Here is a 26,132-nt window from a genome sequence, read left to right as displayed (position 1 = left end):
GTCGCTGGCGCTCCTCGCGGCTCAACCACCGGATGGGCCGGTGGTTGAGCCGGGCGAGCCGCCAGGCGAGTCCCGTGTCGAAACCCCCGCAGGCGGTCGGGGGCGTCGGGGACGGGGTCTTGGGTCTTGCGGGGTTTCGACGCGCTCGTCGCTGGCGCTCCTCGCGGCTCAACCACCGGCGGGGGTGCGCTGGTCGCTGGCGCTCCTCGCGGCTCAACCACCGGATGGGCCGGTGGTTGAGCCGGGCGAGCCGCCAGGCGAGTCCCGTGTCGAAACCCCCGCAGGCGGTCGGGGGCGTCGGGGACGGGGTCTTGGGTCTGGCGGGGTTTCGACGCGCTCGTCGCTGGCGCTCCTCGCGGCTCAACCACCGGCGGGGGTGCGCTCGTCGCTGGCGCTCCTCGCGGCTCAACCACCGGCGGGGGTGCGCTCGTCGCTGGCGCTCCTCGCGGCTCAACCACCGGGGGCGCGCTCGACCACGGGTGGGGAGGGCGTGTGAGTGAGCCGTCGGGCTGGGGCGCGCGCGGCCACACGGTGCTGGCCGTGCCCGTGCCCGCGCTGGACCCGTGGGTGCGCGAGCGCACCCGCCACCACGACCCCTCGTTCGTCTCCGACGACGCGGGCTTCGTGCACGCCCACGTGACCCTGCTCGCGCCGTGGCTGCCCGACCCGTCGGCCGCCGACCTCGCCGCGGTGGCGCGGGTGCTCGCCGGCTGGCCGGCCTTCGACGTCCGCCTCGCCCGCGTCGCGGCCTTCCCCGACGGGCTGCTGCACCTCGTGCCGGAGCCCGCCGAGCCGTTGGCCGAGCTCGGACGCCGCCTCGCCGCGGCCTTCCCGCAGTGCCCGCCCTACGCCGGACGGCACCCGGCCGCCGTGCCGCACCTGACCCTCGACCAGCGCACCGCCCGCACCACCGCGGCCTCGGTGACGGCGTCCCTGGGCGACCTGCTCCCCGTGCGGCACCGCGTCGACCGCGTCGACCTGCAGCGCTGGGCCAACCACGGCTGCCGCCTGCTGCACGCGTGGGCGCTCGACGACGACCGCGCGGTGGTGGCGCGATGAGCGGCCTGCTGGTGGCCGGCACCACCTCGGACGCCGGCAAGAGCGTGGTCGTGACCGGTCTGTGCCGCGCGCTCGCGAGGCGGGGGGTGCGGGTGGCGCCCTACAAGGCGCAGAACATGTCGAACAACTCGATGGTGGTCGACGCGCCCGGCTCGCCGGAACGCGCAGGCGGCGCCGAGATCGGGCGGGCCCAGTGGGTCCAGGCCCTGGCCGCCGGGGCACCGCCGGAGGTGGCGATGAACCCGGTGCTGCTCAAGCCCGGTGGTGAGCGGCGCAGCCACGTGGTGCTGATGGGCCGCCCCGCCGGCAGCGTCTCCTCCCGCGACTGGGAGGAGGGGCGCCGGCACCTGGCCGCCGCCGCCCACGACGCCTACGCCGACCTCGCCGGCCGCTACGACGTCGTGGTGGCCGAAGGGGCGGGCAGCCCCGCCGAGATCAACCTGAGGGCCGGCGACTACGTCAACATGGGTCTGGCCCGGCGCTTCGACCTGCCCACCGTGGTGGTCGGAGACATCGATCGCGGCGGGGTCTTCGCCGCCTTCGTCGGCACCCGCGAGCTGCTCGACGCCGAGGACAGAGCGCTCCTGGCGGGCTGGGTGGTCAACAAGTTCCGCGGCGACCCCGCGCTGCTGCGCCCCGGCCTCGACGAGCTCGAGCGCCGCACGGGCCTGCCCGTGCACGGCGTGCTGCCCTGGCACCCCGAGGTGTGGCTGGACTCCGAGGACGCCCTCGATCTCGAGGCCCGCCGCGCCGGCGCCGGGCGCGGACGCCGGGTCGCCGTCATCCGCTTCCCCCGGCTCTCCAACCTCACCGACGTCGATGCGCTCGGCCTCGAACCCGACCTCGACGTCGTCTTCACCGCCAGCCCGCGCGACCTCGGGGACGCCGACCTCGTCGTGCTGCCCGGCACCCGCGCCACGCTGGAGGATCTGGCCTGGTTGCGCGGGCGCGGCCTCGACATGGCGGTGGCCGACCATGCCGCCGCCGGTCGGGCGGTGCTCGGCATCTGCGGCGGCGCCCAGATGCTGGGCCGTCGCATCAGCGACCCCGACGGCGTGGAGGGTCCGCCGGGCGCCGACGTGCCCGGGCTCGGCCTGCTCGACCTCGAGACCCGCTTCGCGGCCGAGAAGACGCTGCGCCGCACCGGTGCGACCGGCTACGAGATCCACCACGGCCGGGTCGAGGGCGAGCTGACGCGCGGCGTCGTGCGGGCGACGATGGCGCACGGTCTGCTCGAGGACGACGCCGAGCGGGCCGCGCTGCTCGCGCAGACCCTCGGCGTGGTCGCCCGGGCCCGCTTCGGCGAGGCCCGCGAGCAGCGCCTCGAGCGGCTCGGCGACCTCGTCGAGGCCCACCTCGACGTCGATGCGCTGCTCGACCTCGCCCTCGGCAGCGCACCCGCCGCCCGCCGCGGATCGGGGCCGGTGCGATGAGGGTGCTGCTGCTCGGCGGCACGGCCGAGGCCCGCGACCTGGCGCAGGCGCTCGTGGCCGAGGGCGTGCGGGTGCAGACCTCGCTGGCCGGCCGGGTCACGCGGCCCCGGCTGCCGGTGGGCGAGGTGCGCGTGGGCGGCTTCGGCGGGGTGCCCGGCCTGGCCGAGCACGCGCGCGGCTTCGACGTCGTCGTCGACGCCACGCACCCCTTCGCCGCGACCATCTCCGCGCATGCCGCCGCGGCGGTGCCGGCCGACCGGCTGCTGCGCCTGGCTCGCCCCGGGTGGAGCGACCCCACCGGGGCCTGGGTCTGGGTCGAGGACCACGAGCGGGCCGCCGCCGCGGCCCGGGCCCTCGGCTCCCGGCCCCTGCTCACCGTCGGTCGCCAGCACCTCGACGCCTTCGTGCCCGCCCTGGCGGCGTGCGCGGTGCTCGCCCGCGTCGTCGACCCGCCCGAGCAGCCGCTGCCGCCGGCGTGGGCCCTGCGCCGCGACCGCGGCCCCTACGATCTCGCCGGCGAGCTGTCCCTGCTGGGTGAGCACGCCGCCGACGTGCTCGTCACCAAGGACTCCGGCGGCACCTACACCTGGCCGAAGATGCAGGCCGCCGCCGAGCTCGGGGTGCCGTGCGTGGTGGTGCGGCGTCCGCCGACCCGCCCGGGCGTCGAGACCGTCAGCGACGTCGCCGCCGCGCTGGCCTGGCTCGAGCGGCGCCGCGGTGCGTGAGGTCGCGGACGGCGAGCAGGCCGCACACCAGCACGGCGGCGCGGTCGACCCGCCGCGCCAGGGCGCGGGCCCGGGCGACGTCGGCGGCCGCCGGAGGGGGCCCGTCGCCGAGCCGGGCTCGGTGCTCGACGCGACCGCCGTAGTCGTTGGCGCCGCCGAGAGTGACGCCGAGAGCGCCGGCGAACGCCGCCTCGACCGGCCCCGCGTTGGGGCTGGGGTGCGCGGCGGCGTCGTGTCGCCACGCCCGCACCGCCCCGGCGGGGCTCGGCCCCAGGAACGTCGCGAGCAGCGCGGTGAGGCGGGAGCCGGGCACGCCGGCGACGTCGTCGAGGCGCGCCGCCGCCCAGCCGAACCGTGCGTACCGCGGCGAGCGGTGACCCACCATGGCGTCGAGGGTGTTCACGGCTCGGTGCCCGACCAGGCCGGGCAGGCCGAGCAGGCCACCCCAGACCAGCGAGCCCACCACCGCGTCGGCGGTGTTCTCGGCCACCGACTCCACGCAGGCCCGGGCCACCCCGGCCTCGTCGAGGTCGGCCGTCGCGCGGCCCACGATCCGGCCCACCCGGGCCCGGGCGCCCGGCAGGTCACCGGCCTCGAGGCGCTGCTGGACGACGGCGGCCTCGCGGTCCAGGCCGGTGCCGCCGAGCACGGTCCAGGTGGCCAACGCGGTCGCCGCGGCCCGCGGCACCGGGCCCAGCCGTCTCTCCAGCGCCGCCGCCGGCACGACGACCCCGCCCACCAAGACGGCCACGTACGCCACGCCCCACCCGCGGCGGTCGTGCCAGAGCCGGCACTCCAGACGACCGGCCACGGTGCCGAACCAGGCCACCGGGTGGTGGCGTGCGGGGTCGCCGAGGGCGGCGTCCAGCACGAAGCCGGCCAGCAGGCCGACGGCCCGCGGGCTCACGCGCGCGCCCGCGCGCGAGAGAAGGAGACGTCATGCAGGTACTCGTGACCGGGGGCGTGCGCTCCGGCAAGTCCCGCCACGCCGAGGCCCTGGTGCGGGGGCTCGCCGGCGAGGGGCCGGCGACCTACGTCGCGCCCGGCCCGGCACCCGACCCGGTGCCCGGCGGCGGGGCCGACCCCGACTGGGCGGCGCGGGTCGCGGCCCACCGGGCCCGCCGTCCGGTCGCGTGGACGACGCTCGAGACCACCGACGTGGCCGGCGCGGTCCGCGGCGCGGCGCCGGAGGGGCCGGTGCTGGTCGACTGCCTGGGCACCTGGCTCACCGCGCTCCTCGACGACGCGGAGGCCTGGGAGTGGACGGCGCCGCGGCTCGAGGAGCTCCTCGACGAGCGGCTCCACGGCCTGACCACGGCCCTGGGGGAAGGGCCCGGAGAGGTGGTCCTGGTGACCAACGAGGTCGGCCTCGGGGTCGTGCCAGCCCACCGCTCGGGCCGGGTCTTCCGCGACCTGCTGGGCACGGTCAACCAGCGGGTCGGCGGGGTCGTCGGCGAGGTCCACCTGGTGGTGGCCGGGCGGGTGCTGGTGCTCTAGGGCGTTCCGGCTCACGGGGCGGCCCCCACCAGCAGCACGGCGAGTGCGAGCTCCACCCCGGCGCCGAGCACGTCGCCGGTGACCCCGCCCAGCCGCACCACGCAGCGGCGCACCAGCACCAGCACGACGACGGCGGCACTCGCCACGACCGCCACGAGGCGCACGGGCTCCAGGTGCAGCAGCGGGGCGAGCGCGAGGAGCAGGGCGAGGGCCAGCACCCACGAGAGCACCGCCCCGAGGACGGGCACGCTGGCCGCCACCGTCGTCCCGAGCCCCTCGGCGCGGGCGGCCGGCACCGGCCGGGCGCAGCAGACGGTCAGGCTGCACCGCGACACCAGCACCAGCAGGCCCGCCGCCACCGCACCGCGGACCGAGCCGGGGGAGAGCGGCGGGGCCGCCGCCAGCGTGGCCAGCCCGGTGGCCTGCAGGCCGGCCACGAGCACCACCGCCAGCGTGCCGGCCGGTCCCGAGGCGCCGGTGCGCATCACGGCGAGCGAGCGCTCGCGGTCGTAGGAGGCCGTGAGCCCGTCGGCCACGTCGGAGAGGCCGTCCCAGTGCAGGGCGCGGGTGCCCAGGGCCAGCGCCACCACGCCCAGCACCCCGGCTCCGAGGGGCGGCAGACCCAGGCCCCGGGCCACCAGCAGGGTCACGGTCGTGGCGAGCGCCAGCGGCAGCACCGCCACGGGTGCCAGCAGCATCGCCCACCCGGCTGTCCGAGGCCCGACCCGGCGTGGGGCGCCCACGGGCACGGCGCTCAGCGTGCCGACGGCCAGCCGCAGCGCGTCGCCCGGTGAGGCGGCGTCGCTCAGGGCAGCACCTCGCTGAGCAGGGCGACGTCGCGCAGCAGGGCGGCGGCCGAGCGCACCAGCGGCACGGCGGCCACGGCGCCGCTGCCCTCGCCCAGCCGCAGGCCGAGGTCGAGCAGCGGGTCGACGCCCAGCTTCGCGAGCGCCAGGGACTGGGCCGGCTCGGTGGAGCGGTGACCGCCGACGAACCAGTCCGCGCTGCCGGGCGCCGCCGCGTCGGCCACCAGGGCGCAGGCCACCGACATCAGGCCGTCGAGCAGCACGGGCACGCCCCGCTCGGCGGCGGCGAGCAGGTAGCCCACGGTGGCGGCGAGGTCGGCACTGCCCAGTGCCCGCAGGGTGTCGAGGGCGTCGTCGTGCCGGTCGCGGGTGCGGTCGAGGGCCTGCTGCACGACCTCGGTCTTGTGGCGCAGGCCGTCGTCCTCGACGCCGGTGCCGCGGCCCACGACCTCGGTGGCCGGCAGCCCGAGCACGGCCGCCACGAGAGCGGCAGCGGGCGTGGTGTTGCCGATGCCGAGGTCGCCGCTGAGCAGCAGTCGGCCACCGGCCGCGATCTCGACGCCGGCCGCCTCGCGGCCGACCTCGAGCGCGCGCCGCAGCTCGGCCTCGTCGAGGGCGTCCTCGAGGTGCACGGCGCCCGAGCCGCGGCGCACCCGCGAGGCGGTGACGTCGGCCGGCACGCCGGCGAGGTCGTCGTCCACACCGAGGTCGAGCACCCGCACGCTCACACCGTGCGCGGCGGCGAGGGCGCAGACCCCGGCCCGGCCCGCGACCAGCGTGCGCACCATCGCGGGCGTGACGGCGGCCGGGTAGGCCGAGACGCCGTGCGCGGCCACGCCGTGGTCGCCGGCGAAGACGACGAGCCGCACCTCGCCCGGACCGTCCAGGGCCGGGGGCGGCAGCTCGCCGGTGAGGGCGGCAAGCCGCACGGCCAGGTCCCCGAGTCGGCCCAGCGCGCCGGCCGGCACGGCCAGGGCCTCGAGCCGCTCCTGCGCCGCGGCCCGGGTGGCGTCGTCTGGGGCCGCGACCCTCGGGTGCCTCACAGGCTCGCCGCCCAGGCTCGGCGGGCGGCCACCTCGCTGTGGCGGCGGTGCAACGCCGCGACCAGCCAGGTGAGGCTCACCCCGAGCGCCGCCCACAGGCTCGCGAGCACCAGCAGCGAGGCGGTGCGGAAGTCCCACAGCACGTCGGCGGGGAACCCGCCGACCTCGTCGACGGCGGGCATGAGCGAGCCGACCACGCCGACCACGAGCAGGTAGCCCAGCGTCGGCAGCACGACGGCGCCGTGCGCGCCTAGGCGGCCGAGCAGCCGCGCCCCGACGACGACCGCCACGACGGCCGCCAGGAGCGAGACGCCGACGAACCCGAAGTAGGCGGCCGTGCGGGTGCCGATGGTCGCGGCCTCGCCCACCGCCGGCGGGTTGGCCGGGTAGCGCCAGAACGGCACCAGGGCCACCGCGCAGAAGCCCACCAGGACCACCACGGCCGTCGACTGCCCGGGCGTCAGGCGACCCAGCCGACCGACGGCGAACGCGGCGCCGATCGAGACGAGCCCACCCAGGGCGACCCCGACCGCGACGGTGGCGATCCAGAGGCCCACCGTGCGCTGCACGGTGCGGCTGACCGGCCCTTCCTCGTCGTGGTCGTGGGCCGGGGTGGTGCCGTCGGTCCCGTGCTCGTGGGCGGCACTGGACTCGACCGCGATGGCGCGCTCGACCGGTGGCTCCCCGACGGTGGCGGCGACGGCGAAGGCGACGAGGCCGGCGACGAGGCCGGCGAGGAGTCCTCTCACGAGGAGGTCACGGGCACTCACGGTGCGCTGCCGCCGCTCAGTGGCAGGGGTAGCCGAGCAGGTGCCGGCCGTCGTGCACGAGCTCGTGCACGTAGACGCCCGACGGCACCGAGACCGCGCCCTGGTCGACGCCCACGAAGAACAAGACGAGCGCCCCGAGCAGGGCGAACAGCAGTGCCCACGGGGCGAGCTCGCGCAGCGGGATGGCGGCCACCGGGACGGCGGGGAGAGAAGCGGTGCCCGAGGTGAGCGGGGCAGGGGAGATCTGTGACATGGATCCTCCTCAGGGTGACAGCGCCCTGACATCGATGGGATGGAAGCGGGCCGTCGGGTCTGACTCCCGCCCCGGAGGGGCGGTCACAGTAGCGCGACTGTGCCGGATTCTCACCGGCTTCCTCGAGCCCGCAGTCGGAGCGTAGGGCATCCGGCGGTCGAAGGGAACGGGGGTGTCCACGACGGCCGCCGCGCCGGTGGCGATCGCCCCGGAGTTGGTACGGTCGTCTCGCCAGTCACTGGGAACCCGGTGCGAATCCGGGACTGACGCGCAGCGGTGTGGGTGACGGGCCGGGCACGATGCCACTGGTGAGACCGGGTGACCGGAGGATCTGGGAAGGCGCCCGGCGCCGATGGAGCCCGAGTCCGAAGACCTGCTGGCCCTTGCGGCGACCTGCCGTGAGGTCGGATCGGGCTTCGCGAGTGGGCCCCAGACCTCGAAGGACTCCCGCGTGGCCGCACCGCCTGCTTCCCTCTCCGATGCCCGGTCCCACGACAGCGAACGGGTGCGACCCGACCGGTGCCCCGGTCTGTTCCGTCCCTGGCCGGCCGACGACGGCCTGCTCGTGCGGCTGCGGGTGCCGGGCGGGCGGGTCTCGCGTCGGCGGCTGCGCGCCCTGCTCGAGGTGGCCCAGCGCTGGGGCGACGGGTCGGTCCACGTCACCTCGCGCGCCAACCTGCAGGTGCGCGGCCTGCCGTCCGACGGCGGGCCGGCCGTGCGCGCCGACGTGCGACGCGCCGTCCTCGCCACGGGTCTGGTGCCGCACCCCACCCACGAGCTGGTGCGCAACGTGCTGGCCTCACCGCTGACCGGGCTGGCCGGGGGGCGCGCCGACCTCGGGCCGGTCGTCGACGCCCTCGACGCCGCCCTGTGCGCCGACCCGCGGCTGGCCGAGCTGCCGGGGCGCTTCCTCTTCGTGCTGGACGACGGTCGCGGCGACCTCGCCGACCAGCGCGCCGACCTCGGTGCGGTGGCGCTGGACCCCGACACCGCGCAGCTGCGGGTCGGCGACGGCTGGGGCGAGCGGCTGGCCCTGGCCGACCTCCCGCGACGGGCGTGCGAGCTGGCGCGCCGCTTCCTCGACGTCCGCGGGCCGGGGCGGGCCGCGCCCTGGCACGTACGCGAGCTGCCGGCGCCGCTGGCCGAGCCCTCCGCGCCGGACTCGCGGGCCCTCGTGCGCAGTGCGCCCCCCGAGCCGGGCCCCACGCCTGCCGGCGTGCTCGTGGCCCTGCCCGACGCGCGCCTGGACGCTCACGGGCTCGCCGCGCTCGACGAGGCCGCCGGTCCGGATGGGGACGAGGTGCGGGTGACGCCGTGGTCGAGCGTGCTGGTGCCCGGCGCGACGGGGGCCGGCCGATGAGCGCGCCGCAGGCTCCCACTCGCCGCTACGCCTACGAGGCCGACGGTGCGTCGATCTACCGCGACTCCTTCGCCACGATCCGTGCCGAGGCCGACCTCTCCACGGTGCCGCCCGGGGCCGAGCGGCTGGCCGTGCGGATGGTGCACGGCAGCGGGCAGGTCGACCTCGTGCCCGACCTGGTGGTCCACCCCGAGGTGGTGCCGGTCGCACGCGCCGCACTCGAGGGCGGCGCCCCGGTGCTGTGCGACGTACGGATGGTCGCCATGGGCGTCACCGCCTCCCGGCTGCCCCGCGGCAACGAGGTGCGCTGCGACCTCGCCGACCCCCGCGTGCCGAGGCTCGCGACGCAGTGGGGTACCACCCGCAGCGCCGCGGCCGTCTCGCTCTGGGAGCCGGTGCTCGAGGGTGCCGTGGTGGCCATCGGCAACGCGCCGACGGCGCTGTTCCACCTGCTCGAGATGCTGGTCGACGGCGCCCCGCGTCCGGCTGCGGTCGTCGGCTGCCCGGTGGGTTTCATCGGGGCCGCGGAGTCCAAGCAGGCCCTGGCCGACCTGCGCCGCGACCACGGCATCGACCTGCCCTTCGTGACGGTGCGCGGGCGCCGCGGCGGCTCCGCGATCGCCTGCTCGGCGATCAACGCACTGGCCCAGGAGGTCGAATGAGCAACCCGCCGACGAGCCCGCCGACGAGCCCGGTGACGAGCCCGGTGACGAGCGGTCGCTTCTGGGGTGTCGGGGTGGGTCCGGGCGACCCGGAGCTGGTGACGCTCAAGGCGGCCCGGCTCATCGGCGCCGCCGACGTCGTCGCGTACCACGCCGGCGCCGGCAAGGAGTCCAACGCGCGGCGCACCGTGGCCGGGCTGCTGACCCCCGGCGTCCTCGAGGAGTGTCTGACCTACCCCGTGACCACCGGGGCCACCGACCACCCCGGCGGCTACGCGGGCGCCATCGCGGCGTTCTACGAGGAGGCCGCCGAGCGGCTCGCCGCGCACCTGGAGGCCGGTCGCGACGTGGTGCTCCTCGCCGAGGGCGACCCGATGTTCTACGGCTCGTTCATGTACATGCACGACCGCCTCGCCGCCCGCTTCGAGACCGAGGTGGTGGCCGGTGTGCCGGCCTTCGCCGCCGCCACCGCGGCGCTCGCCTGGCCGCTGGTGCGCCAGACCGACGTGCTCACGGTGCTGCCCGGCACGCTGCCCGAGCCCGAGCTCGCGCGGCGCCTGGCCGACACCGAGGGTGCGGTGGTCATGAAGCTCGGGCGCACCTTCCCCGCGGTGCGGCGCGCGCTCGAGGCGGCCGGTCGCCTCGACGACGCGATGTACGTCGAGCGCGCCTCGATGCCGGCCGAGCGTTGGCTGCCGGTGGCCGAGGTCGACCCCGCCACGGTGCCGTACTTCTCGCTGGTCGTGGTGGCCGGTGACTCCCGCCACGGCAGCGGACGGCGTCCGCCCGCGCTGGCCGCGGTCGCGCCCGGCCCTGCCGCTCCGCAGCCCGGCGAGGTGGTGGTGGTCGGTCTGGGGCCTGGTCCCGACGCCTGGACGACGCCCGAGGTGAGCGAGGCGTTGGGCCGGGTCGAGCACGTGGTGGGCTACGCGCCCTACGTGCACCGGGTGCCGCAGCGCGCCGGGCTGACCCGGCACGCCTCGGGCAACGGCGTCGAGATCGACCGGGCGCGGCTCGCGCTCGACCTGGCCCGGCGTGGCGAGCGGGTCGCCGTGGTCAGCGGCGGCGACGCGGGCGTGTTCGGCATGGCCACCGCGGTGCTCGAGGCCGCCGACGACCCCTGCTACGACGGCGTCGACGTGCGTGTGCTGCCGGGGGTGAGCGCGGCGCAGGCGGTGGCCGCCCGGGCTGGCGCCCCCCTGGGCGGCGACGTCGCGCTCGTGAGCCTCTCGGACCGGCTCAAGCCGTGGTCGCTGGTCGAGCGGCGGCTGCGCGCCCTGGCCGAGGCCGACCTGGTCATCGCGATCTACAACCCCGCCAGCCGCAGCCGCACCCAGCAGGTCGTGGAGGCCCAGAAGGTGCTGCTCGAGCACCAGGGCCCCGACACCGTCGTGGTGGTGGGTCGCGACGTGGGTCGGGCCGAGGAGTCGGTCGAGGTCACCACCCTGGGCGGTCTCGACCCGCGCAGCATCGACATGAAGTGCCTGCTCGTGGTGGGCTCGAGCAGCACCCGCGTCGACCGCGCCGGTCGGGTCTGGACGCCGCGCTGGGCGCAGCCGGAGGAGGCGCCGTGACGGTGCACCTGGTGGGAGCCGGCCCCGGCGCGGCCGACCTGCTGACCCTGCGGGCCGTCGACCTGCTGACCCGTGCCGACCTGGTGCTCTACCCCGGCACCTACCTCGACGAGGCGGTGCTCGGGCACTGCCGGGCCTCGGCCCGGCTGGTCGACACGCAAGCCCTCGACCTCGACACCATGGTGGCGCTGATGGTCGACGCCGACGCCCGCGGTGAGCGGGTCGTGCGGCTCACCTCGGGCGACCCGTCGCTCTACTCGGCGCTGCACGAGCAGGGCGCCCGGCTCGACGCGGCGGGCGTGGCGTGGTCGGTGGTGCCCGGCGTGCCGGCCTACGCGGCCGCGGCCGCGCTGGTGGGCCGCGAGCTCACCGTGCCGCTCGTCGCGCAGTCCGTGGTGCTCACGCGCACCCAGGCGCGCTCCACCGCCATGCCGGCCACCGAGTCGCTCGAGGCCTTCGCCGCGACCGGGGCCACCCTCGTGCTGCACCTGGCGATCACCCGGGTGCGCGAGCTGCTCGAGCGGCTGACGCCCACCCACGGGCCGGACTGCCCGGTCGTGGTGGTGCACCGCGCCTCCCAGCCCGGCGAGCTGGTGCTGCGTGGCACCGTGGGCGGGGCGACCTGCGTCGCGGACGCCGTCGAGGCCCACGACCTCCGGCAGGCCGCCGTGGTGCTGGTGGGCCGGGCGCTCGCCGACCCCGACACCACCGCAGGGCAGGTCGCGGGGGAGTCCTACCTCTACTCGCGGGAGCGGCGCCGGCTCAGGGCCGGGGAGGAGCCACCCAGCTCCACTGGGTGACCGTGCGGGCCGGCGTCCACCCGGTCATGGTGCCGATCGGCGCCGCGTGCTCGACGGCGAGGCGGGTCAGCTCGCCGCCGTGGGCGGCGTACGCGGCGGCCAGGAGCGCCTCGGTCTCGAGCGTGACGCCGTGGACGACGAGGCGTCCACCCGGGCGCAGCCGCGCCCGGCACGCCTCGAGCAGGCCCGGCGCCGTGGCACCGCCGCCGACGAAGACGGCGTCGGGGTCGGGCAGGCCGGTCAGCGCCTCGGGCGCCCGGCCCTCGCGCACCTCCAGGTCGGGCACCCCGAGACGGGCCGCGTTGCGGCGCACCCGCTCGGCCCGCTCCGGGTGCTGCTCGAGGGCGACGGTGCGGCAGGTGGGGTGGGCGCGCATCCACTCGATGCCCACCGACCCGGCGCCCGCCCCGACGTCCCACAGCAGCTGCCCCGGGGCCGGGGCCAGCCGGGCCAGGGCGCTGGCCCGCACGTCGCGCTTGCTCAGCTGGCCGTCGTGCTCGAAGGCCTCGTCGGGCAGGCCCGCGGCCCAGGTCGCGGGCGAGGTGACCGGCTCCGCCCCGGGCGCGGCGGCGATCTCGATCGCCAGCACGTGCAGGGCGGGTGCCTCGCCGGCCCGACCGGCGTGCCAGTCGGCCGCGGTGGCGGTGCGGCGCGACTCGGTGGTCGCGCCGAGGTCGCCCAGCACGCACAGCACCGCATCGCCGTGCCCGGCCCCCACCAGCAGGCCCGCCACCTCGGCGGGCGTCGTGGCGTCCGAGGTGAGCACCAGCAGCCGACGCCCCGGCGCGACCTCGCGCAGCACCCGCTCGCAGCGGCGTCCGACCACGGTGACGACGTCTGCCTGCTCGGCGCTCCAGCCCAGACGGGCGCGGGCCAGCGCGACCGACGACACCGCGGGCACGACCTCGACGTGCTCGGCCCCCAGCAGCGCGACGACCGTGGTGCCCACGCCCGAGACCAGCGGGTCGCCCGAGGCCAGCACGACCACGCCGCCCTCGGGCCGGTGCGTGGCGAGCAGCGCCTCGAGGCTGGCGCGGAAGGGGCGCCCCCAGGGCTCGCGGACCTGGCCGGGCACCGCGGGCAGCAGGTCGAGGTGGCGATGGCCGCCCAGCACCACGCGCGCCGCCAGGAGCCGCTCGCGGACCGGGTCGGGCAGGCCGCCCCAGCCGTCGGCGCCCATGCCGACCACCTGGACGGGCGGTGCCTGGTCCGGTCCGGTGGTCGGTGTGGCGTCCGGTGCGTGGGCGGGGTCGGCGGGCACGCTCGGTGACGCTATCGTGGCGGCGAGCCACGAGGTGCTCCGAGGTCAGGCCCCCAGGGGGTCGGGCCGGTGGAGAGAATCTGGGAAGCTGGTGAGAGTCCGGCACAGGCCCGCTGCGGTGACCGGCACGTGCACGCCACGCACGAGAGTCGGAAGTCCGAAGACCGGCCTCGAGGCGATCATCCGTTGGCGTAGGAGCGGGAGCCTCACGTGCCACATCAGTATCCTTTGTCCGCCGTCGTCGGCTCCGACGACATGGTGCTCGCGCTCGTGCTCGCGGCGCTCACGCCCGGAGCGGGCGGCGTGCTCGTGCGTGGCGAGAAGGGCACCGCCAAGACCACGGCCGTACGCGGCCTGGCCGCCGTGCTGCCGGGCATCGACGTGGTCGCCGGCGACCGGTTCTCCACCGACCCCGCCGACGCCGGCGACGTCGGCCCGGACCACGCGAGCCTCGCCGGCGCGCCCGTCGAGCGTCGTCCCGTGCGGCTGGTCGAGCTGCCCGTGGGGGCCAGCGAGGACCGCCTCGTCGGCTCGCTGCACCTCGAGCGGGCCCTGGCCGAGGGCGTCACCGAGTTCGAGCCCGGCCTGCTGGCCCGGGCCCACCGCGGCCTGCTCTACGTCGACGAGGTCAACCTGCTCCACGACCACCTCGTCGACCTGCTGCTCGACGCCGCCGCCACCGGCCGCGCCACCGTCGAGCGCGACGGCGTGTCGGTCGTGCACCCCGCCCGGTTCGTCCTCGTCGGCACCATGAACCCCGAGGAGGGGGAGCTGCGCCCGCAGCTGCTCGACCGCTTCGCCCTCGCCGTCGACGTCGCCGCCCCGCGCGACCCGGCGCTGCGGGCCGAGGTGGTGCGCCGGCGGATGGCCTTCGAGGCCGACCCCGCCGCCTTCGCCGCCGCCTGGGCACCCGCGGAGCGCGAGCTCGCCGCCCGGGTGGCGAGCGCGCGCGACCTGGTCGGCGCGGTGACCCTGCCCGACCGGATGCTGCAGGCCGTGGCGCACGTGTGCGCCGCCTTCGACGTCGACGGTCTGCGCGCCGACATCGTCACCGCCCGCACCGCCGTGGCCCACGCCGCTTGGTGCGGTCGCACCCAGGTCACCCGCGCCGACGTGCGCGCCGCCGCCCGGCTGGCGCTGCCGCACCGACGTCGACGCGGCCCCTTCGACGAGCCCACGCTCGAGGAGGACCGGCTCGACGACGCCCTCGACGAGGCCCTCGGGCCCGACGACCCCGAGCCCGACCCCGAGCCGGACGGCCCCGACGGTTCCGACGGTCCTGACGGCCCCGACGGTCCTGACGGGCCGGCCGGTGACCGGGCCGATGACCCGGCCGATGACCAGGCCGATGACCAGGCCGAGGACCAGCCTGGCGACCGGGCGCCCACCGACTCCACGACGGAGCAGGTCGAGGAACCCGAGAGCGAGCCCGGTGCCGAGCCCCTCGGTGAGAACGACGGCGAGACGGGTGCCCGGACGGCGGGCGGCCGGTCGGCCGGTGGCGCCGTCGCCGGAGTCGGCGAGACCTTCCGGGCCCGGCTCCTGCAGGCCCGCCGGGGCGGGTCGGGCCCGACCGGTCGCCGCAGCCGCGCGCGCAGCGCCGGCGGTCGCCGGGTGGGGTCGCGCCGCCCCCTGCCCGGGTCGCCCGGGTCGTCCGGAGCGGTGCACCTGGCGCACACGGTGCGGGCCGCCGTCCCGCACCAGGTGGCCCGCGGCCGGGTCGCCGGGGCGCTGCGGCTGGCGCCGGCCGACCTGCGGGTGGCGGTGACCGAGGGCCGGGAGGCCAATCTGGTGCTGTTCTGCGTCGACGCCTCGGGTTCGATGGCGGCACGGCGGCGCATGGAGGCGGTCAAGACCGCGATCCTCAGCCTGCTGCTCGACGCCTACCAGCGTCGCGACACGGTGGGCCTGGTGACGTTCCGCGGCAGCGGCGCCGAGGTGCTGCTGCCACCGACCTCGTCGGTCGACGTGGCCGCGACCCGGCTGCGCGAGCTGCCGACGGGCGGCCGTACGCCGGTCGCCGAGGGCCTGCTCGCGTGCGCCGAGGTGCTGCGCCGCGAGGCCCGGCGCCCGGGTGCGCGGCGTCCGCTGCTGGTCGTGGTGACCGACGGTCGCGCCACCTCCGGAGCCGACGCCGTGCCCCGCTCGCGACGCGCGGCCGAGCGGCTGCGCGCCGACGGCGTGGCCGCCTTCGTGGTCGACTGCGAGAGCGGACCCCTGCGCCTGGGCCTGGCCCGCACGCTCGCCGAGCACCTGGGCGCCGAGCACGTGCCGGTCGACCTCGTCGACGCCGGCGTGCTGGCGGGGCTGGCCGGGCGCGGCACCGGGCGGGCCGCGTGAGCGCGCCCGCCGCCCCTCGGCACGCCATCGACAGCGTGCGGGCCCTGGCCGCCCACCACCCGGTCTACGACGTCATCGGGCGCCGCCGCGACGTGCGCACCGAGTTCACCGGCCGGCCCGTCGACGAGGCCGTGCTGTGGCGCGTGCTGGCCGCTGCGCACGCCGCGCCGTCGGTCGGGCTCAGCCAGCCGTGGGACTTCGTGCTGGTGCGCGAGCCGGCCACCCTCGAGGCGTTTGCCGCGCATGTGGCCGAGGAGGCGCGCGCCTTCGCCGTCGAGCTGCCCACCGAGCGGCGAGAGCGGTTCCGCGGCATCACCGTCGAGGGCATCCGCGAGAGCGGTCTCGGCGTCGTGGTCACCTACGACCCCACCCGGGGCGGCCCCCGGGTGCTGGGCCGGCGCACCGTGCAGGAGACCGGTCCGTGGTCGGCGGTGCTCGCCGTGCAGAACCTCTGGCTGGCCGCGACCGCCGAGGGCCTCGGGGTCGGCTGGGTCTCCTTCTACCGCGAGCCCGTCCTCGCCGACCTCGTCGGCGTGAGAGACCCCGTGCGGCCGCTGGCGTGGCTGTGCGTGGGCGAGGTCGAGGGCCTGGCCGAGGTGCCCGACCTGGAGCGCCACCGCTGGCGCGCGCGGCGGCCGCTGCGCGACGCCGTCCACCACGAGCGCCTCGGAGGCCAGTGATGCCGCAGGGCAAGCCCACCTACGTGCCCGACGACGGGCTCACCACCGCGCAGCGCCGCTCGCTGCCGCTGCTGATGGTGCACACCGGCGACGGCAAGGGAAAGTCGACGGCCGCCTTCGGGCTGGCGATGCGCGCCTGGAACCAGGGCTGGAGCGTCGGGGTGTTCCAGTTCGTGAAGTCCGCCAAGTGGCGCATCGGCGAGCAGACCGTGCTCGAGCGCCTCGGCGAGCTGCACGAGCAGACCGGCGAGGGCGGCTCCGTCACCTGGCACAAGATGGGCGCCGGCTGGTCGTGGTCGCGCAAGAGCGGTGAGGAGACCGACCACGCCGCCGACGCCGCCGAGGGCTGGGCCGAGGTACGGCGCGCCCTGGCCCAGGAGCGGCACGACCTCTACGTGCTCGACGAGTTCACCTACCCCATGGAGTGGGGCTGGGTCGACGTCGCCGAGGTGGTGCGCACGCTCACCGAGCGCCCCGGCCGCCAGTACGTCGTGGTCACCGGACGCCGCGCCCACCCCGACCTCGTCGAGGCCGCCGACCTCGTGACCGAGATGACGAAGGTCAAGCACCAGATGGACCGCGGCCAGAAGGGACAGCGGGGCATCGAGTGGTGAGCGCACCCTCGCTCGCCGCGGCCCCCCCGGCCCCGGCGCCACCGGCGGCCCTGCCGCGCCTGGTCGTCGCCGCCCCGGCCACCGGCCAGGGCAAGACGACCATCGCGACCGGGCTGATGGCGGCGCTGCGCCGGCGCGGGCTCGTGGTCAGCGGGCACAAGGTCGGGCCCGACTACATCGACCCCGGCTACCACGCCCTGGCCACCGGGAGGCCCGGCCGCAACCTCGACCCCCACCTCGTGGGCGAGGAGCGGGTCGTCCCGCTGCTGCGGCACGGCGCCGCGGGCGCCGACGTCGCCGTGATCGAGGGCGTGATGGGCCTCTACGACGGTCGCGTGGGCACCGACGGCTTCTCCTCCACCGCGCACGTCGCCGCCCTGAGCGCCACCCCGGTGCTGCTCGTGGTCGACTGCGCCCGCTCGAGCCGCTCCGTGGGCGCCGTGGTGCACGGCATGGCCACCTACGACCCGTCGGTGCGCGTCGTGGGTGTGGTGCTGAACCAGGTCGGCTCGCCCCGGCACGCCGCCGAGGTCGCCTCCTCGGTGCGGCTGCCCGTGGTCGGGCAGGTGCCGCGCGACGAGCGCGTGGCCACGCCCTCGCGGCACCTGGGTCTCGTACCCGCCGCCGAGCGGGAGCTCTCCGAGCACGCGCTCGACGACCTGGCCGCCCTCGTCGAGCGGCACGTCGACCTCGACGCCGTGCTCGCCCTCGCCGGCACCGCCGGGCCGCTGGACGCCGAGCCCTGGACGCCGCCGCTGCGACCGCCGTCCGGCGGGGGCGAGCCGGTGGTCGCCGTGGCGGGTGGTCGCGCCTTCACCTTCCGCTACCCCGAGACCGAGGAGCTGCTGATCGCGGCCGGGTGCCGACCGGTGGCCTTCGACCCGATGCGCGACGAGACCCTGCCCCCGGGCACCCGGGGCCTCTACCTCGGCGGCGGCTTCCCCGAGGTGCACGCCGCCGAGCTGGGCACCAACCGGGCGCTGCTGGCGCAGGTGCGCGAGGCCGTCGCCGGCGGTCTGCCCACCGTCGCGGAGTGCGCCGGGCTGCTCTACCTGTGCCGCACCCTCGACGGCACGCCGATGGCGGGGGCGCTGCCGGCCGACGCCACCATGGGCGGCCGGCTCACGCTGCGCTACCCCGAGGCGGTGGCGCCGAGCGACTCGCTGCTGACCCGACGCGGCGAGCGCGTCACCGGCCACGAGTTCCACCACACCGGCCTGGCCGAGGCCGGCCCGCAGCCCGGCTGGAGCCCCGCCTGGCAGGTCGACGGCGAGGCGGTCGGCTTCGCCAGCGCGACGTTGCACGCCTCCTACCTGCACACCCACTGGGCCGGCCACCCGCAGCTCGCCGAGCGTTTCGCCGCGGCGGTGCACGGTGAGTGAGGCCGGACCGGGGCCGGACCTGGCCCACCACGGCGACGTCGAGGTGCGGGGCAGCGGGTTACTCGACCTGGCGGTCAACGTGCACCCCCTCGGGCCACCCCCGTGGCTCGTCGAGGCGCTGCGCGACGCGGTGGACGACGTGACCCACTACCCCGACCCGACCCCGGCGGAGGCGGCGTTGGCCCGCCTGCACGGACGCGCGGAGGGCGAGGTGCTCGCGACCGCGGGCGCGGCCGAGGCGTTCACGCTGGTGGCGCGGCTGCGCCGGTGGCGGCACCCGGTCGTCGTGCACCCCCAGTTCACCGAGCCGCACGCCGCCCTGCTGCAGGCCGGCCACCGGGTGCAGGCGGTGCTCACCCGCCCGGAGACCGGCCACGCCCTGGAGCCCGAGGCCATCCCGACCGACGCCGATCTGGTCGTCGTCGGCAACCCCACCAACCCCACCGGCGTGCTGCACCCCGCGGCCCTCCTGCGCTCGCTGCGGGCGCCGGGGCGTGTGGTGGTGGTCGACGAGGCCTTCATGGACGCCGTGCCCGGCGAGCCGGAGTCGCTGGCCTCGGACGAGCTCGAGGGGCTCGTGGTGGTGCGCAGCCTCACCAAGACCTGGGCCATACCGGGGGTGCGCGCCGGCTACCTCCTGGCGAACCCCTCCCTGCGTGACGAGCTCGCCCGGCTGCGGACGCCCTGGTCGGTCTCGTCGGCAGCGAGCGCCGCGGCGCTCGCGGTCACCACCACGCAGGGTCGCGCCGAGCAGCTGCGGCGGGCGCGGCAGCTCCAGGCCTGGCGACGCGACCTGACCGCGGACCTCGCCGCTGTCGGCGTCGGCCTCGAGGTGCCCTCCCAGGCCCCCTTCGTGCTGGCCCGGGTCGGGTGCGGGGTGCACGCCCGCCTGCGCGAGCGCGGGGTGGCGGTGCGCCGGTGCGACACCTTCCCCGGGCTGGACGACACCGTGGTGCGCATCGCGACCCGCCCGCGCCCGATGACCGAGGTGTTGCTCCGTGAGCTGGTCGGCATCGCGGCCTGCTGAAGGCGCCGCCGCCGATGACGCCGGCCCGAGCGATCTTGCTGCTCGACCTGCGGGTCTCGACTCGGCATGCTGTGACCACCCGCAGAGCCGAGGAGGCCACGTGTATCCGCGAACCCGTGCGGCCCAGACCCCCGACAAGCCGGCGCTCGTCATGGACGACGGCCGGGTCACGACCTATGCCCGCCTCGAGGACCGCTCCTCCCGGGTCGCGCACGCCCTGCGCGATCTCGGCGTCCGACCCGGCGACGCGGTGGCGCTGCTCACCGACAACGCGCCGGAGTCCTTCGAGGTCTACTGGGCCACCATGCGGTCGGGCTTCTACATCACCGCGGTCAACCACCACCTCAAGCCGGCGGAGGTCGCCTACATCGTCGACGACTGCGGCGCCACGGTGCTCATCGCGTCGGCCGGCCTGGCCGAGCTCGCCGAGGCGATCGGCGACCTCACACCTCGGATCGCCCACCGCTTCGCCTTCGGCGCCGAGGTCTCCGGGCACCGGCCCTACACCGACCTGCTCGACGCCGACCCGCTGCCCGACGATGCGGAGCAGCCGCGCGGGTCCGACATGCTCTACTCCTCGGGCACGACCGGCCGGCCCAAGGGCGTGCGCACCGCGATGTTGCCGCTGCGCGTCGACGAGCCGGGCGACCCGATGAGCTCGCTGACCCAGATGCTGTTCGGGGTCGACTCCGACACCGTGTACCTCAGCATGGCGCCCATCTACCACGCCGCGCCCCTGCGTTGGTGTGGTGCCGTCGTCGCGTGGGGCGGCACCGTCGTCATGACCGCGAGCTTCGACGCCGAGGAGTTGCTGCGCCTCGTGGAGCAGCACCGGGTCACCCACCTCCAGGTCGTGCCCACCATGTTCGTGCGGCTGCTCCAGCTGCCCGAGCAGGTGCGCCGTCGCTACGACCTCTCCAGCCTCCGTCAGGCGGTGCACGCGGCGGCGCCGTGCCCGCCCGAGGTGAAACGACGGATGATCGAGTGGTGGGGCCCGGTGCTCACCGAGTACTACGGCTCCACCGAGGGCAACGGCTTCACCGCCATCACCTCGGCGGAGTGGCTCACGCACGAGGGGTCGGTGGGTCGCACGCTGCTCGGCGTCGCGCACGTGTGCGACGACGACGGCCGCGAACTGCCTGCCGGCGAGGTCGGCACGATCTACTTCGAGCGCGAGACCCTGCCGTTTCGCTACCACGGCGATCCGGAGAAGACGGCCGCCGCCCAGCATCCCGAGCACGAGACGTGGACGGCGGTCGGCGACGTCGGCTACCTCGACGACGAGGGCTACCTCTATCTGACCGACCGCAAGGCGTTCACGATCATCAGCGGCGGCGTCAACGTCTACCCGCAGGAGATCGAGAACGTATTGACCCTGCACCCGGCCGTCTACGACGTGGCCGTCGTCGGCCTGCCCGACGACGACCTCGGGGAGCGGGTGGCCGCCTTCGTGCAGGTGCGCGAGGGTGTGAGCGGCGACGATGCGCTGGCCGCCGAGCTGATCGAAGCGGTCCGCGCCGAGCTCGCCGGCTTCAAGGCACCTCGAGTCGTCCACTTCGTCGACCACCTGCCCCGCACTCCCACCGGCAAGCTGGTCAAGCGCCGGCTGGTCGAGGCGCACGGCGGTTGACGCCGAGCGGGCTAGGGTCCGCTCGGATTCTGAGCAGAGGGGGATCGATGAAGATCGGTGTCTACAACGCGGTCCTGCACGATCGGAGCCTGGAGGAGGCGCTCACGGTCGTGGAGGCTCTCGGTCTCGACGGCGTCGAGCTCAACACCGGAGGCTTCCTGCCGCCGGTGCACGTGCCCGACCTCGAGCAGATGCTCGTCGACGACGCCTCGCGGGACCGACTGCTGGGCGTCTTCGCGGCCGCCGGGCTGGAGATCCTCGGACTCAACTGCAACGGCAACCCCCTGCACCCCGACCCGGCGATCGGCACGGCCCACGCCGCCGACGTGGAGCGCGCGGTGCGACTGGCGCACCGCCTGGGGCAGCGTCGCGTGGTGACGATGTCGGGCCTCCCGGGCGCGGAGCCCGGTGCCACGAGGCCGAGCTGGGTCGTCAACGCCTGGAACTCGGCGGCCCTCGACGTCCTCGAGTTCCAGTGGGAGGTCGCGGAACCGTTCTGGCGTCGCATCGACGCCCTGGCCCGCGACCTCGACGTCACCGTCGCCCTGGAGCTGCATCCGCAGAACCTGGTCTTCAACCCCGCCTCGTTCCTGGAGCTGCGCGAGCGCATCGGCGCCACGAACCTGGGCGTCGAGCTGGACGCCTCGCACCTGTTCTGGCAGCAGATGGATCCCGTCGCCGTGATCGAGCACCTGGGCAGTGCGGTCGTGCACGCGGCCGCGAAGGACGTCCGCGTCAACGAGCACGCGGCGATCAACGGCGTCCTCGACAACAGCTTCGTCCGGCTGGCTCCCGACGAGCCACGCGTCAACCTCGGCGGAGACGAGTGGGCCAACCGCTGGCCCTCGCCCTCGGCCTGGGACTTCGTGGCGGTCGGCCGCGGACACGACGTGGACTACTGGGCGCGTTTCCTGGCCGCGCTGCACCGCGTGGATCCCGGCATGATCGTCAACATCGAGCACGAGGACACCTCCCTCGGCCCGATCGAGGGCCTCCAGGAGGCTGCTGGGGTGTTGCTCGACGCCGCGTCGCGGGCGGGTGTGCGCTAGTGGCACGCCCCCGAAGTCTTCGAACGCTTGGCGCCGCCATGGCACGCACCTCGCTTTCGTCGGCAACACTCGAAACACCCCGGTATGCCCACGTGTCGCCGCCTTGCGATGCGCGCACCCTGACGACGCGAACCGTTCAGGAACTGCGGACGCGCACCACGAGCCGCCGCCCTGCTCGCGGGTTCCGGGCCGCGACCAGGGCGCGCTCCTCGTCACTGCGGGCCTCTCACTCGAAGGGGCTGGGCAGGGCGCCCGGCAGGTCCGCGAGCATCTCGCGGGCCCGGGCGGCCACCTTGTGCTCGACCAGCACCTCGTAACGGGTGGCCACGACCTGGGTGACGGAGGAGAAGTCACGCTGGCCGCGGGTCATGGCGAAGGAGACCAGCGCGAAGATCAGCCCGAACAGGGCGCCCAGCAGGGCCGTGGAGACCAGGGTGCGCCAGAAGTCGTTGTCGTCGAAGAGCGAGAGCACCAGGCCGACGAAGCCGCCGAACCAGGCGCCCGACCCGATGCCGCCGATCGCGACGCGGCCGGTCGTCAGGCGCCCGGTGATGCGCTCGACCCGCTTGAGGTCGGTGCCGACGATCATGCAGTTCTGCACCGGGAACTCGTGGTCGCTGAGGTAGTCGACGGTGCGCTGCGCCTGCGCGTAGTCGTCGTAGGTGGCCAGCGACTGCGGGAACTCCAGCTTCAGGGGGTTGGCTCCGGCGGCGCCCAGCGCGCGGGGGTTCATGCTCATGCCTCCAGTCTGCCGTCTCGCTCCACAGCCGCCACCTCTACGATGGGCCCGTGCCTCGAGTCGTCGTCGATGTGATGCCCAAGCCCGAGATCCTCGACCCCCAGGGCAAGGCCGTGCACGGTGCGCTGCCCCGCCTGGGCTTCAGCGGCGTGCTCGACGTGCGCCAGGGCAAACGGTTCGAGCTCGAGGTGGCCGGTGAGGTCACCGACGAGGTGCTCGCCGAGGTCGAGAAGATGGCCGAGACCCTGCTCTCCAACCCGGTCATCGAGAACTTCACCGTGCGGGTCGAGTCGTGAAGGTCGGCGTCGTCACCTTCCCCGGCTCGCTCGACGACGCCGACGCCCAGCGCGCCGTCCGCATCGGCGGGCACGAGGCCGTGGCGCTGTGGCACGGTGACGCCGACCTCCGCGGAGTCGACGCCGTCGTGCTGCCGGGCGGCTTCTCCTACGGCGACTACCTGCGCTGCGGCGCCATCTCCCGCTTCTCGCCGGTCATGGGCGAGGTCATCGAGGCCGCCGGTCGCGGCATGCCGGTGCTCGGCATCTGCAACGGCTTCCAGATCCTCTGCGAGTCCCATCTGCTGCCCGGTGCGCTGATCCGCAACGACCACCGCAGATTCGTCTGCCGCGACCAGGCGCTGCGCATCGAGAACGACCGCACCCCGTTCACCTCGGCCTACGAGGTCGGCGACGAGATCACCATCGTGCTCAAGAACGGCGAGGGCGGCTACGTCGCCGACGCCGACACCCTCGATCGGCTCGAGGGCGAGGGGCGCGTCGTCGCGCGCTATCTGGGCACCAACCCCAACGGCTCGCTGCGCGACATCGCCGGCGTCACCAACGAGCGCGGCAACGTCGTCGGCCTGATGCCGCACCCCGAGCACGCGGTCGAGGAGCTCACCGGATCCGGCACCGACGGGCTGGGCTTCTTCACCAGCCTCGCCGCCTCCGTGCTCGCCTGATCGGAGGGCCGATCACGTGGGTCCGCGTCCGCTCTTCGCCAAGGTCGCCCTCGCCGAGGCGATCACCTGGGGGCTACTGCTGATCGGCATGGTGCTGAAGTACTCCGGCGTCACCGAGCTCGGTGTGCGCGTCTTCGGCATGCTGCACGGCATCGTGTTCATCGCCTACGTGCTGACCTGCCTCGCCACGGGCATCGACCAGCGATGGCGCCGGGGCGTGCTACTGGCTGGGGTGGCCGCGTCGATCCCTCCGTTCTGCACGGTGTGGTTCGACCGGTGGGCCGAGCGCCGCGACCTGTTGATGCCGGGCTGGCGACTGCTCGACGAGGAGCCCGCCCGTGTGGCCGAGCGTCCGGTCGCCTGGTTGATCGACCGACCCCTGCGGGGCCTGGTGGTCGCGCTCCTGGCGGTCGGCGCCCTGACCGCCCTCGCGCTGGTGGCGGGCCCGCCCGGCTCGTGACCGGGCGGGGCCGCCACACAGGACGTCAGCCGACGTTGAGTCCGAAGTCGGTGGCGATGCCGGCCAGACCCGAGGCGTAGCCGGCGCCGACAGCGCGGAACTTCCAGTCGTCGCCGTTGCGGTAGAGCTCACCGAAGAGCATGGCGGTCTCGGTGGAGGCATCCTCGGAGAGGTCGTAGCGGGTGAGCTCGGTGCCGTCGGCGTCGTTGACGACGCGGATATAGGCGTTGCGCACCTGGCCGAAGTTCTGGCCGTTCTTCTCGGCGTCGTAGATGGAGGCGGAGAACACGACCTTGTCGACCTCGGCGCCGAGTTGCGTGACGGCGATCTTGATCTGCTCGTCGTCGCCCTCGGTGTCGCCGGTGCGCTCGTCGCCCTGGTGCTGCACCGAGCCACTGCCGTTGGCGAGGTTGCCGTAGAACACGAACGACTTGTCGTCGACGGCCTTGCCCTCGGCGTTGCACACGATGGCCGAGGCATCGAGGTCGAAGGCCGCGCCCGTGGTGGTGCGGGCCTCCCAACCCAGGCCGACGGTGACGTTCGCGAGACCGGTGGCGCCGGCCTCCTTGGTGAGCGAGATGTTCCCGCCCTTTTGAAGCGAGATGGCCATGGAGGGTGCCCTTCGGTCGAGTCGTGTCGAGTCGTGCTGTGCGGTCCACCTTGCCAGACGCATGTCGATCGGGGGCTCGAGCGACGCGACGGGGCGGGAGTGTGAAAGCCTCACCCGCGGGAAGTATCCGCCCGACCCGGGCCGGCGAGGTGCGCCGTCCCCGACCTCTGCGCAGATAGGGAAGTCATGACCCACTTCAGACAGTTCTGGTTCGCCGGAGTGCTGACCCTGGCCGCGCTGGTCGTCGCGTTCGCCTTCGGCGGCCCGCAGACGGCGCTGATCGTGCTGATCCTGAGCGTGCTCGAGGTCAGCCTCTCCTTCGACAACGCGGTCGTGAACGCCCGGATCCTCAACCGGATGCACCCGATCTGGCAGCAACTCTTCCTCACCGTCGGCATCATCATCGCGGTGTTCGGCATGCGCCTGGTGCTGCCGATCATCATCGTCGCCGTCACCGCCAACCTCTCGATCCCCGACGTGATCGACCTGGCGCTCAACGACGCCACCACCTACGGCGAGAAGCTGGCCGAGTCCGAGGTCGCCATCTACGCCTTCGGCGGCACCTTCCTGCTCATGATCTTCCTCGACTTCGTGCTCGACCCCGAGCGCGAGGTGCTCTGGCTCAAGCCGATCGAGCTCGCCCTGCAGAAGGTCGGCAAGCTCGACCAGTTCTCGGTCGTCATCGCACTGGCCGGCCTCTACCTCATGCACGCCCTCGCGCCCGAGGAGGACAGCCTCACCGTCTTCGTCGCCGGCGTCGCCGGTCTCATCACCTACCTGCTCGTGAGCGGCCTCGACTCGCTCTTCGAGGCCTCGATGGAGGAGGACGACGATAGCGAGACGGTCGACCTGGCTCCCAACGGCAAGATGACGATGGAGCTGTTCAAGGCCGGCGTCTTCACCTTCCTCTACCTCGAGGTGCTCGACGCGTCGTTCTCCTTCGACGGCGTCATCGGCGCGTTCGCGATCAGCGACGAGGTGCTCGTGATCGCGCTGGGTCTCGGCGTCGGCGCCTTCTGGATCCGATCGCTGACGATCTTCCTCGTGCGGGCAGGCACCCTGAACGAGTACCTCTACCTCGAGCACGGTGCCATGTGGGCCATCGGCGCGCTGGCCGGCATCATGCTCGCGAGCGTGCACTACCACGTGCCCGAGGTCGTGACCGGGCTCATCGGCGTCGGCTTCATCGGGCTCGCCGTGGTCTCCTCGGTCGCCCACAAGAAGCGGCACCCCGAGGAGGACGACGACGTGGCCACGGTCGCGTCGACGCACTGACCCGCCGGCGCCGTCGTCCGCTGGTGGCCGGGACGAATTCACCGGACGTCCGGCGAATTCGCCCCTGGGACGGTGTTGTTTCACCGTCCCAGGGGAAGAAACGCCGTCCGACCCCGCACCCC

General features: G+C 75.3%; 27 protein-coding genes and 2 riboswitches. Of the genes, 19 read left to right on the top strand and 8 right to left on the bottom strand.

What is annotated here, in order from left to right:
- Nucleotides 1–492: 492 nt before the first annotated feature.
- Genes ISG29_RS13435 through ISG29_RS13425 form a run of 3 tightly spaced genes read left to right on the top strand, consistent with a single transcriptional unit; the run spans nt 493 to nt 3,217 of the window.
- Nucleotides 493–1,059 (top strand): 2'-5' RNA ligase family protein, encoded by a 567-nt coding sequence (locus ISG29_RS13435; protein ID WP_194503946.1) that lies wholly within the window; start codon nt 493–495, stop codon nt 1,057–1,059.
- Nucleotides 1,056–2,492, top strand: coding sequence for a cobyric acid synthase (locus ISG29_RS13430; RefSeq protein ID WP_194503945.1), 1,437 nt, complete (start codon nt 1,056–1,058; stop codon nt 2,490–2,492). Before ISG29_RS13435 ends, ISG29_RS13430 begins: the two co-directional genes overlap by 4 nt.
- A complete protein-coding gene (locus ISG29_RS13425) occupies nt 2,489–3,217 on the top strand; it encodes a cobalt-precorrin-6A reductase (protein WP_194503944.1) in 729 nt (242 codons plus the stop codon). Before ISG29_RS13430 ends, ISG29_RS13425 begins: the two co-directional genes overlap by 4 nt.
- Here ISG29_RS13425 and cbiB read toward each other — a convergent pair.
- On the bottom strand, nt 3,165–4,124 hold the full coding sequence (gene cbiB, locus ISG29_RS13420) for an adenosylcobinamide-phosphate synthase CbiB (RefSeq protein WP_194503943.1): 960 nt from the start codon (nt 4,122–4,124) through the stop codon (nt 3,165–3,167). The two genes, ISG29_RS13425 and cbiB, sit on opposite strands and share 53 nt — an antisense overlap.
- A gap of 32 nt (nt 4,125–4,156) precedes the next feature.
- On the opposite strand from cbiB, the gene ISG29_RS13415 reads away from it, so the two are divergent.
- Nucleotides 4,157–4,714 carry a bifunctional adenosylcobinamide kinase/adenosylcobinamide-phosphate guanylyltransferase gene (locus ISG29_RS13415; RefSeq protein ID WP_194503942.1) on the top strand — a complete coding sequence of 186 codons (558 nt, stop codon included), beginning with the start codon at nt 4,157–4,159 and terminating at the stop codon, nt 4,712–4,714.
- 11 nt (nt 4,715–4,725) lie between these two features.
- On the opposite strand, the gene ISG29_RS13410 is transcribed toward ISG29_RS13415, so the two are convergent.
- The 4 genes from ISG29_RS13410 to ISG29_RS13395 are packed head-to-tail and all read right to left on the bottom strand — an operon-like array spanning nt 4,726 to nt 7,586.
- Nucleotides 4,726–5,472 (bottom strand): adenosylcobinamide-GDP ribazoletransferase, encoded by a 747-nt coding sequence (locus tag ISG29_RS13410; protein ID WP_235959843.1) that lies wholly within the window; start codon nt 5,470–5,472, stop codon nt 4,726–4,728.
- A gap of 47 nt (nt 5,473–5,519) precedes the next feature.
- Entirely contained in the window at nt 5,520–6,563 is a 1,044-nt protein-coding gene (gene cobT, locus ISG29_RS13405) for a nicotinate-nucleotide--dimethylbenzimidazole phosphoribosyltransferase (protein WP_194503941.1), read from the bottom strand.
- Nucleotides 6,560–7,333: a CbtA family protein gene (locus tag ISG29_RS13400; protein WP_194503940.1), complete on the bottom strand. Its 774-nt coding sequence runs from the start codon at nt 7,331–7,333 to the stop codon at nt 6,560–6,562. The genes cobT and ISG29_RS13400 overlap by 4 nt, the downstream gene beginning before the upstream one ends.
- 16 nt (nt 7,334–7,349) lie before the next feature.
- Complete coding sequence (locus ISG29_RS13395) at nt 7,350–7,586, bottom strand: CbtB domain-containing protein (protein WP_194503939.1); 237 nt, start codon at nt 7,584–7,586, stop codon at nt 7,350–7,352.
- A gap of 198 nt (nt 7,587–7,784) precedes the next feature.
- A riboswitch (cobalamin riboswitch) is annotated at nt 7,785–7,981 on the top strand.
- On the opposite strand from ISG29_RS13395, the gene ISG29_RS13390 reads away from it, so the two are divergent.
- The 4 genes from ISG29_RS13390 (at nt 7,939) to ISG29_RS13375 (ending at nt 11,982) form a co-directional block, all read left to right on the top strand.
- Nucleotides 7,939–8,946, top strand: coding sequence for a nitrite reductase (locus tag ISG29_RS13390; RefSeq protein WP_194503938.1), 1,008 nt, complete (start codon nt 7,939–7,941; stop codon nt 8,944–8,946). It overlaps the preceding riboswitch by 43 nt.
- Nucleotides 8,943–9,608: a precorrin-8X methylmutase gene (locus ISG29_RS13385; RefSeq protein ID WP_194503937.1), complete on the top strand. Its 666-nt coding sequence runs from the start codon at nt 8,943–8,945 to the stop codon at nt 9,606–9,608. Before ISG29_RS13390 ends, ISG29_RS13385 begins: the two co-directional genes overlap by 4 nt.
- On the top strand, nt 9,605–11,182 hold the full coding sequence (locus ISG29_RS13380) for a precorrin-2 C(20)-methyltransferase (RefSeq protein ID WP_194503936.1): 1,578 nt from the start codon (nt 9,605–9,607) through the stop codon (nt 11,180–11,182). The genes ISG29_RS13385 and ISG29_RS13380 overlap by 4 nt, the downstream gene beginning before the upstream one ends.
- Nucleotides 11,179–11,982, top strand: coding sequence for a cobalt-precorrin-4/precorrin-4 C(11)-methyltransferase (locus tag ISG29_RS13375; RefSeq protein ID WP_328829107.1), 804 nt, complete (start codon nt 11,179–11,181; stop codon nt 11,980–11,982). Before ISG29_RS13380 ends, ISG29_RS13375 begins: the two co-directional genes overlap by 4 nt.
- On the opposite strand, the gene cbiE is transcribed toward ISG29_RS13375, so the two are convergent.
- Complete coding sequence (gene cbiE / locus ISG29_RS13370; RefSeq protein ID WP_328829105.1) at nt 11,945–13,243, bottom strand: precorrin-6y C5,15-methyltransferase (decarboxylating) subunit CbiE; 1,299 nt, start codon at nt 13,241–13,243, stop codon at nt 11,945–11,947. The two genes, ISG29_RS13375 and cbiE, sit on opposite strands and share 38 nt — an antisense overlap.
- Before the next feature lie 25 nt (nt 13,244–13,268).
- Nucleotides 13,269–13,430, top strand: a riboswitch (cobalamin riboswitch).
- Nucleotides 13,431–13,453: 23 nt separating this feature from the next.
- On the opposite strand from cbiE, the gene ISG29_RS13365 reads away from it, so the two are divergent.
- The 7 genes from ISG29_RS13365 (at nt 13,454) to ISG29_RS13340 (ending at nt 21,965) form a co-directional block, all read left to right on the top strand.
- Nucleotides 13,454–15,583, top strand: coding sequence for a VWA domain-containing protein (locus ISG29_RS13365; RefSeq protein WP_328829102.1), 2,130 nt, complete (start codon nt 13,454–13,456; stop codon nt 15,581–15,583).
- A complete protein-coding gene (gene bluB / locus ISG29_RS13360) occupies nt 15,580–16,263 on the top strand; it encodes a 5,6-dimethylbenzimidazole synthase (protein ID WP_328829099.1) in 684 nt (227 codons plus the stop codon). Before ISG29_RS13365 ends, bluB begins: the two co-directional genes overlap by 4 nt.
- Nucleotides 16,263–16,877 (top strand): cob(I)yrinic acid a,c-diamide adenosyltransferase, encoded by a 615-nt coding sequence (gene cobO / locus ISG29_RS13355; RefSeq protein WP_194503935.1) that lies wholly within the window; start codon nt 16,263–16,265, stop codon nt 16,875–16,877. Before bluB ends, cobO begins: the two co-directional genes overlap by 1 nt.
- Entirely contained in the window at nt 16,874–18,259 is a 1,386-nt protein-coding gene (locus ISG29_RS20975; RefSeq protein WP_328829096.1) for a cobyrinate a,c-diamide synthase, read from the top strand. Before cobO ends, ISG29_RS20975 begins: the two co-directional genes overlap by 4 nt.
- Entirely contained in the window at nt 18,252–19,286 is a 1,035-nt protein-coding gene (gene cobC / locus ISG29_RS20970; protein ID WP_328829094.1) for an Rv2231c family pyridoxal phosphate-dependent protein CobC, read from the top strand. The genes ISG29_RS20975 and cobC overlap by 8 nt, the downstream gene beginning before the upstream one ends.
- 100 nt (nt 19,287–19,386) lie before the next feature.
- Complete coding sequence (locus ISG29_RS13345) at nt 19,387–20,916, top strand: acyl-CoA synthetase (RefSeq protein ID WP_194503934.1); 1,530 nt, start codon at nt 19,387–19,389, stop codon at nt 20,914–20,916.
- 47 nt (nt 20,917–20,963) lie between these two features.
- Nucleotides 20,964–21,965 (top strand): sugar phosphate isomerase/epimerase family protein, encoded by a 1,002-nt coding sequence (locus tag ISG29_RS13340; RefSeq protein ID WP_194503933.1) that lies wholly within the window; start codon nt 20,964–20,966, stop codon nt 21,963–21,965.
- Nucleotides 21,966–22,191: 226 nt separating this feature from the next.
- On the opposite strand, the gene ISG29_RS13335 is transcribed toward ISG29_RS13340, so the two are convergent.
- Nucleotides 22,192–22,698, bottom strand: coding sequence for a general stress protein (locus ISG29_RS13335; protein ID WP_407940215.1), 507 nt, complete (start codon nt 22,696–22,698; stop codon nt 22,192–22,194).
- 56 nt (nt 22,699–22,754) lie between these two features.
- On the opposite strand from ISG29_RS13335, the gene purS reads away from it, so the two are divergent.
- Genes purS through ISG29_RS13320 form a run of 3 tightly spaced genes read left to right on the top strand, consistent with a single transcriptional unit; the run spans nt 22,755 to nt 24,125 of the window.
- Entirely contained in the window at nt 22,755–23,000 is a 246-nt protein-coding gene (gene purS, locus ISG29_RS13330; RefSeq protein WP_194503931.1) for a phosphoribosylformylglycinamidine synthase subunit PurS, read from the top strand.
- A complete protein-coding gene (gene purQ, locus ISG29_RS13325; RefSeq protein ID WP_194503930.1) occupies nt 22,997–23,665 on the top strand; it encodes a phosphoribosylformylglycinamidine synthase subunit PurQ in 669 nt (222 codons plus the stop codon). Before purS ends, purQ begins: the two co-directional genes overlap by 4 nt.
- A 16-nt stretch (nt 23,666–23,681) precedes the next feature.
- Entirely contained in the window at nt 23,682–24,125 is a 444-nt protein-coding gene (locus ISG29_RS13320) for a DUF3817 domain-containing protein (RefSeq protein WP_194503929.1), read from the top strand.
- A gap of 25 nt (nt 24,126–24,150) precedes the next feature.
- Here the strand turns inward: ISG29_RS13320 and ISG29_RS13315 are convergent, their stop codons facing one another.
- Nucleotides 24,151–24,735 (bottom strand): TerD family protein, encoded by a 585-nt coding sequence (locus tag ISG29_RS13315; protein WP_194503928.1) that lies wholly within the window; start codon nt 24,733–24,735, stop codon nt 24,151–24,153.
- Nucleotides 24,736–24,921: 186 nt separating this feature from the next.
- Between ISG29_RS13315 and ISG29_RS13310 the strand changes: the two genes are divergently transcribed.
- On the top strand, nt 24,922–26,010 hold the full coding sequence (locus tag ISG29_RS13310; RefSeq protein ID WP_194503927.1) for a DUF475 domain-containing protein: 1,089 nt from the start codon (nt 24,922–24,924) through the stop codon (nt 26,008–26,010).
- Nucleotides 26,011–26,132: the final 122 nt, after the last annotated feature.

The organism is Nocardioides acrostichi (assembly GCF_015319165.1).
GTDB classification, from domain to species: Bacteria; Actinomycetota; Actinomycetes; order Propionibacteriales; family Nocardioidaceae; genus Nocardioides; species Nocardioides acrostichi.
The sequence above is the reverse complement of the archived record's forward strand: the minus strand, read 5'-3'. Positions and strand labels throughout refer to the sequence as shown.

Excerpts from the sequence above, each read along its gene's own strand:
- ISG29_RS13335 (WP_407940215.1), bottom strand. The coding sequence starts at position 22,698 with ATGAACCCCCGCGCGCTGGGCGCCGCCGGAGCCAACCCCCTGAAGCTG.
- cobO (WP_194503935.1), top strand. The coding sequence starts at position 16,263 with ATGCCGCAGGGCAAGCCCACCTACGTGCCCGACGACGGGCTCACCACC.
- ISG29_RS13315 (WP_194503928.1), bottom strand. The coding sequence starts at position 24,735 with ATGGCCATCTCGCTTCAAAAGGGCGGGAACATCTCGCTCACCAAGGAG.
- ISG29_RS13395 (WP_194503939.1), bottom strand. The coding sequence starts at position 7,586 with ATGTCACAGATCTCCCCTGCCCCGCTCACCTCGGGCACCGCTTCTCTC.
- ISG29_RS13340 (WP_194503933.1), top strand. The coding sequence starts at position 20,964 with ATGAAGATCGGTGTCTACAACGCGGTCCTGCACGATCGGAGCCTGGAG.
- ISG29_RS13390 (WP_194503938.1), top strand. The coding sequence starts at position 7,939 with ATGGAGCCCGAGTCCGAAGACCTGCTGGCCCTTGCGGCGACCTGCCGT.
- ISG29_RS13425 (WP_194503944.1), top strand. The coding sequence starts at position 2,489 with ATGAGGGTGCTGCTGCTCGGCGGCACGGCCGAGGCCCGCGACCTGGCG.
- ISG29_RS13430 (WP_194503945.1), top strand. The coding sequence starts at position 1,056 with ATGAGCGGCCTGCTGGTGGCCGGCACCACCTCGGACGCCGGCAAGAGC.
- ISG29_RS13380 (WP_194503936.1), top strand. The coding sequence starts at position 9,605 with ATGAGCAACCCGCCGACGAGCCCGCCGACGAGCCCGGTGACGAGCCCG.
- ISG29_RS13310 (WP_194503927.1), top strand. The coding sequence starts at position 24,922 with ATGACCCACTTCAGACAGTTCTGGTTCGCCGGAGTGCTGACCCTGGCC.
- ISG29_RS13385 (WP_194503937.1), top strand. The coding sequence starts at position 8,943 with ATGAGCGCGCCGCAGGCTCCCACTCGCCGCTACGCCTACGAGGCCGAC.
- ISG29_RS13415 (WP_194503942.1), top strand. The coding sequence starts at position 4,157 with ATGCAGGTACTCGTGACCGGGGGCGTGCGCTCCGGCAAGTCCCGCCAC.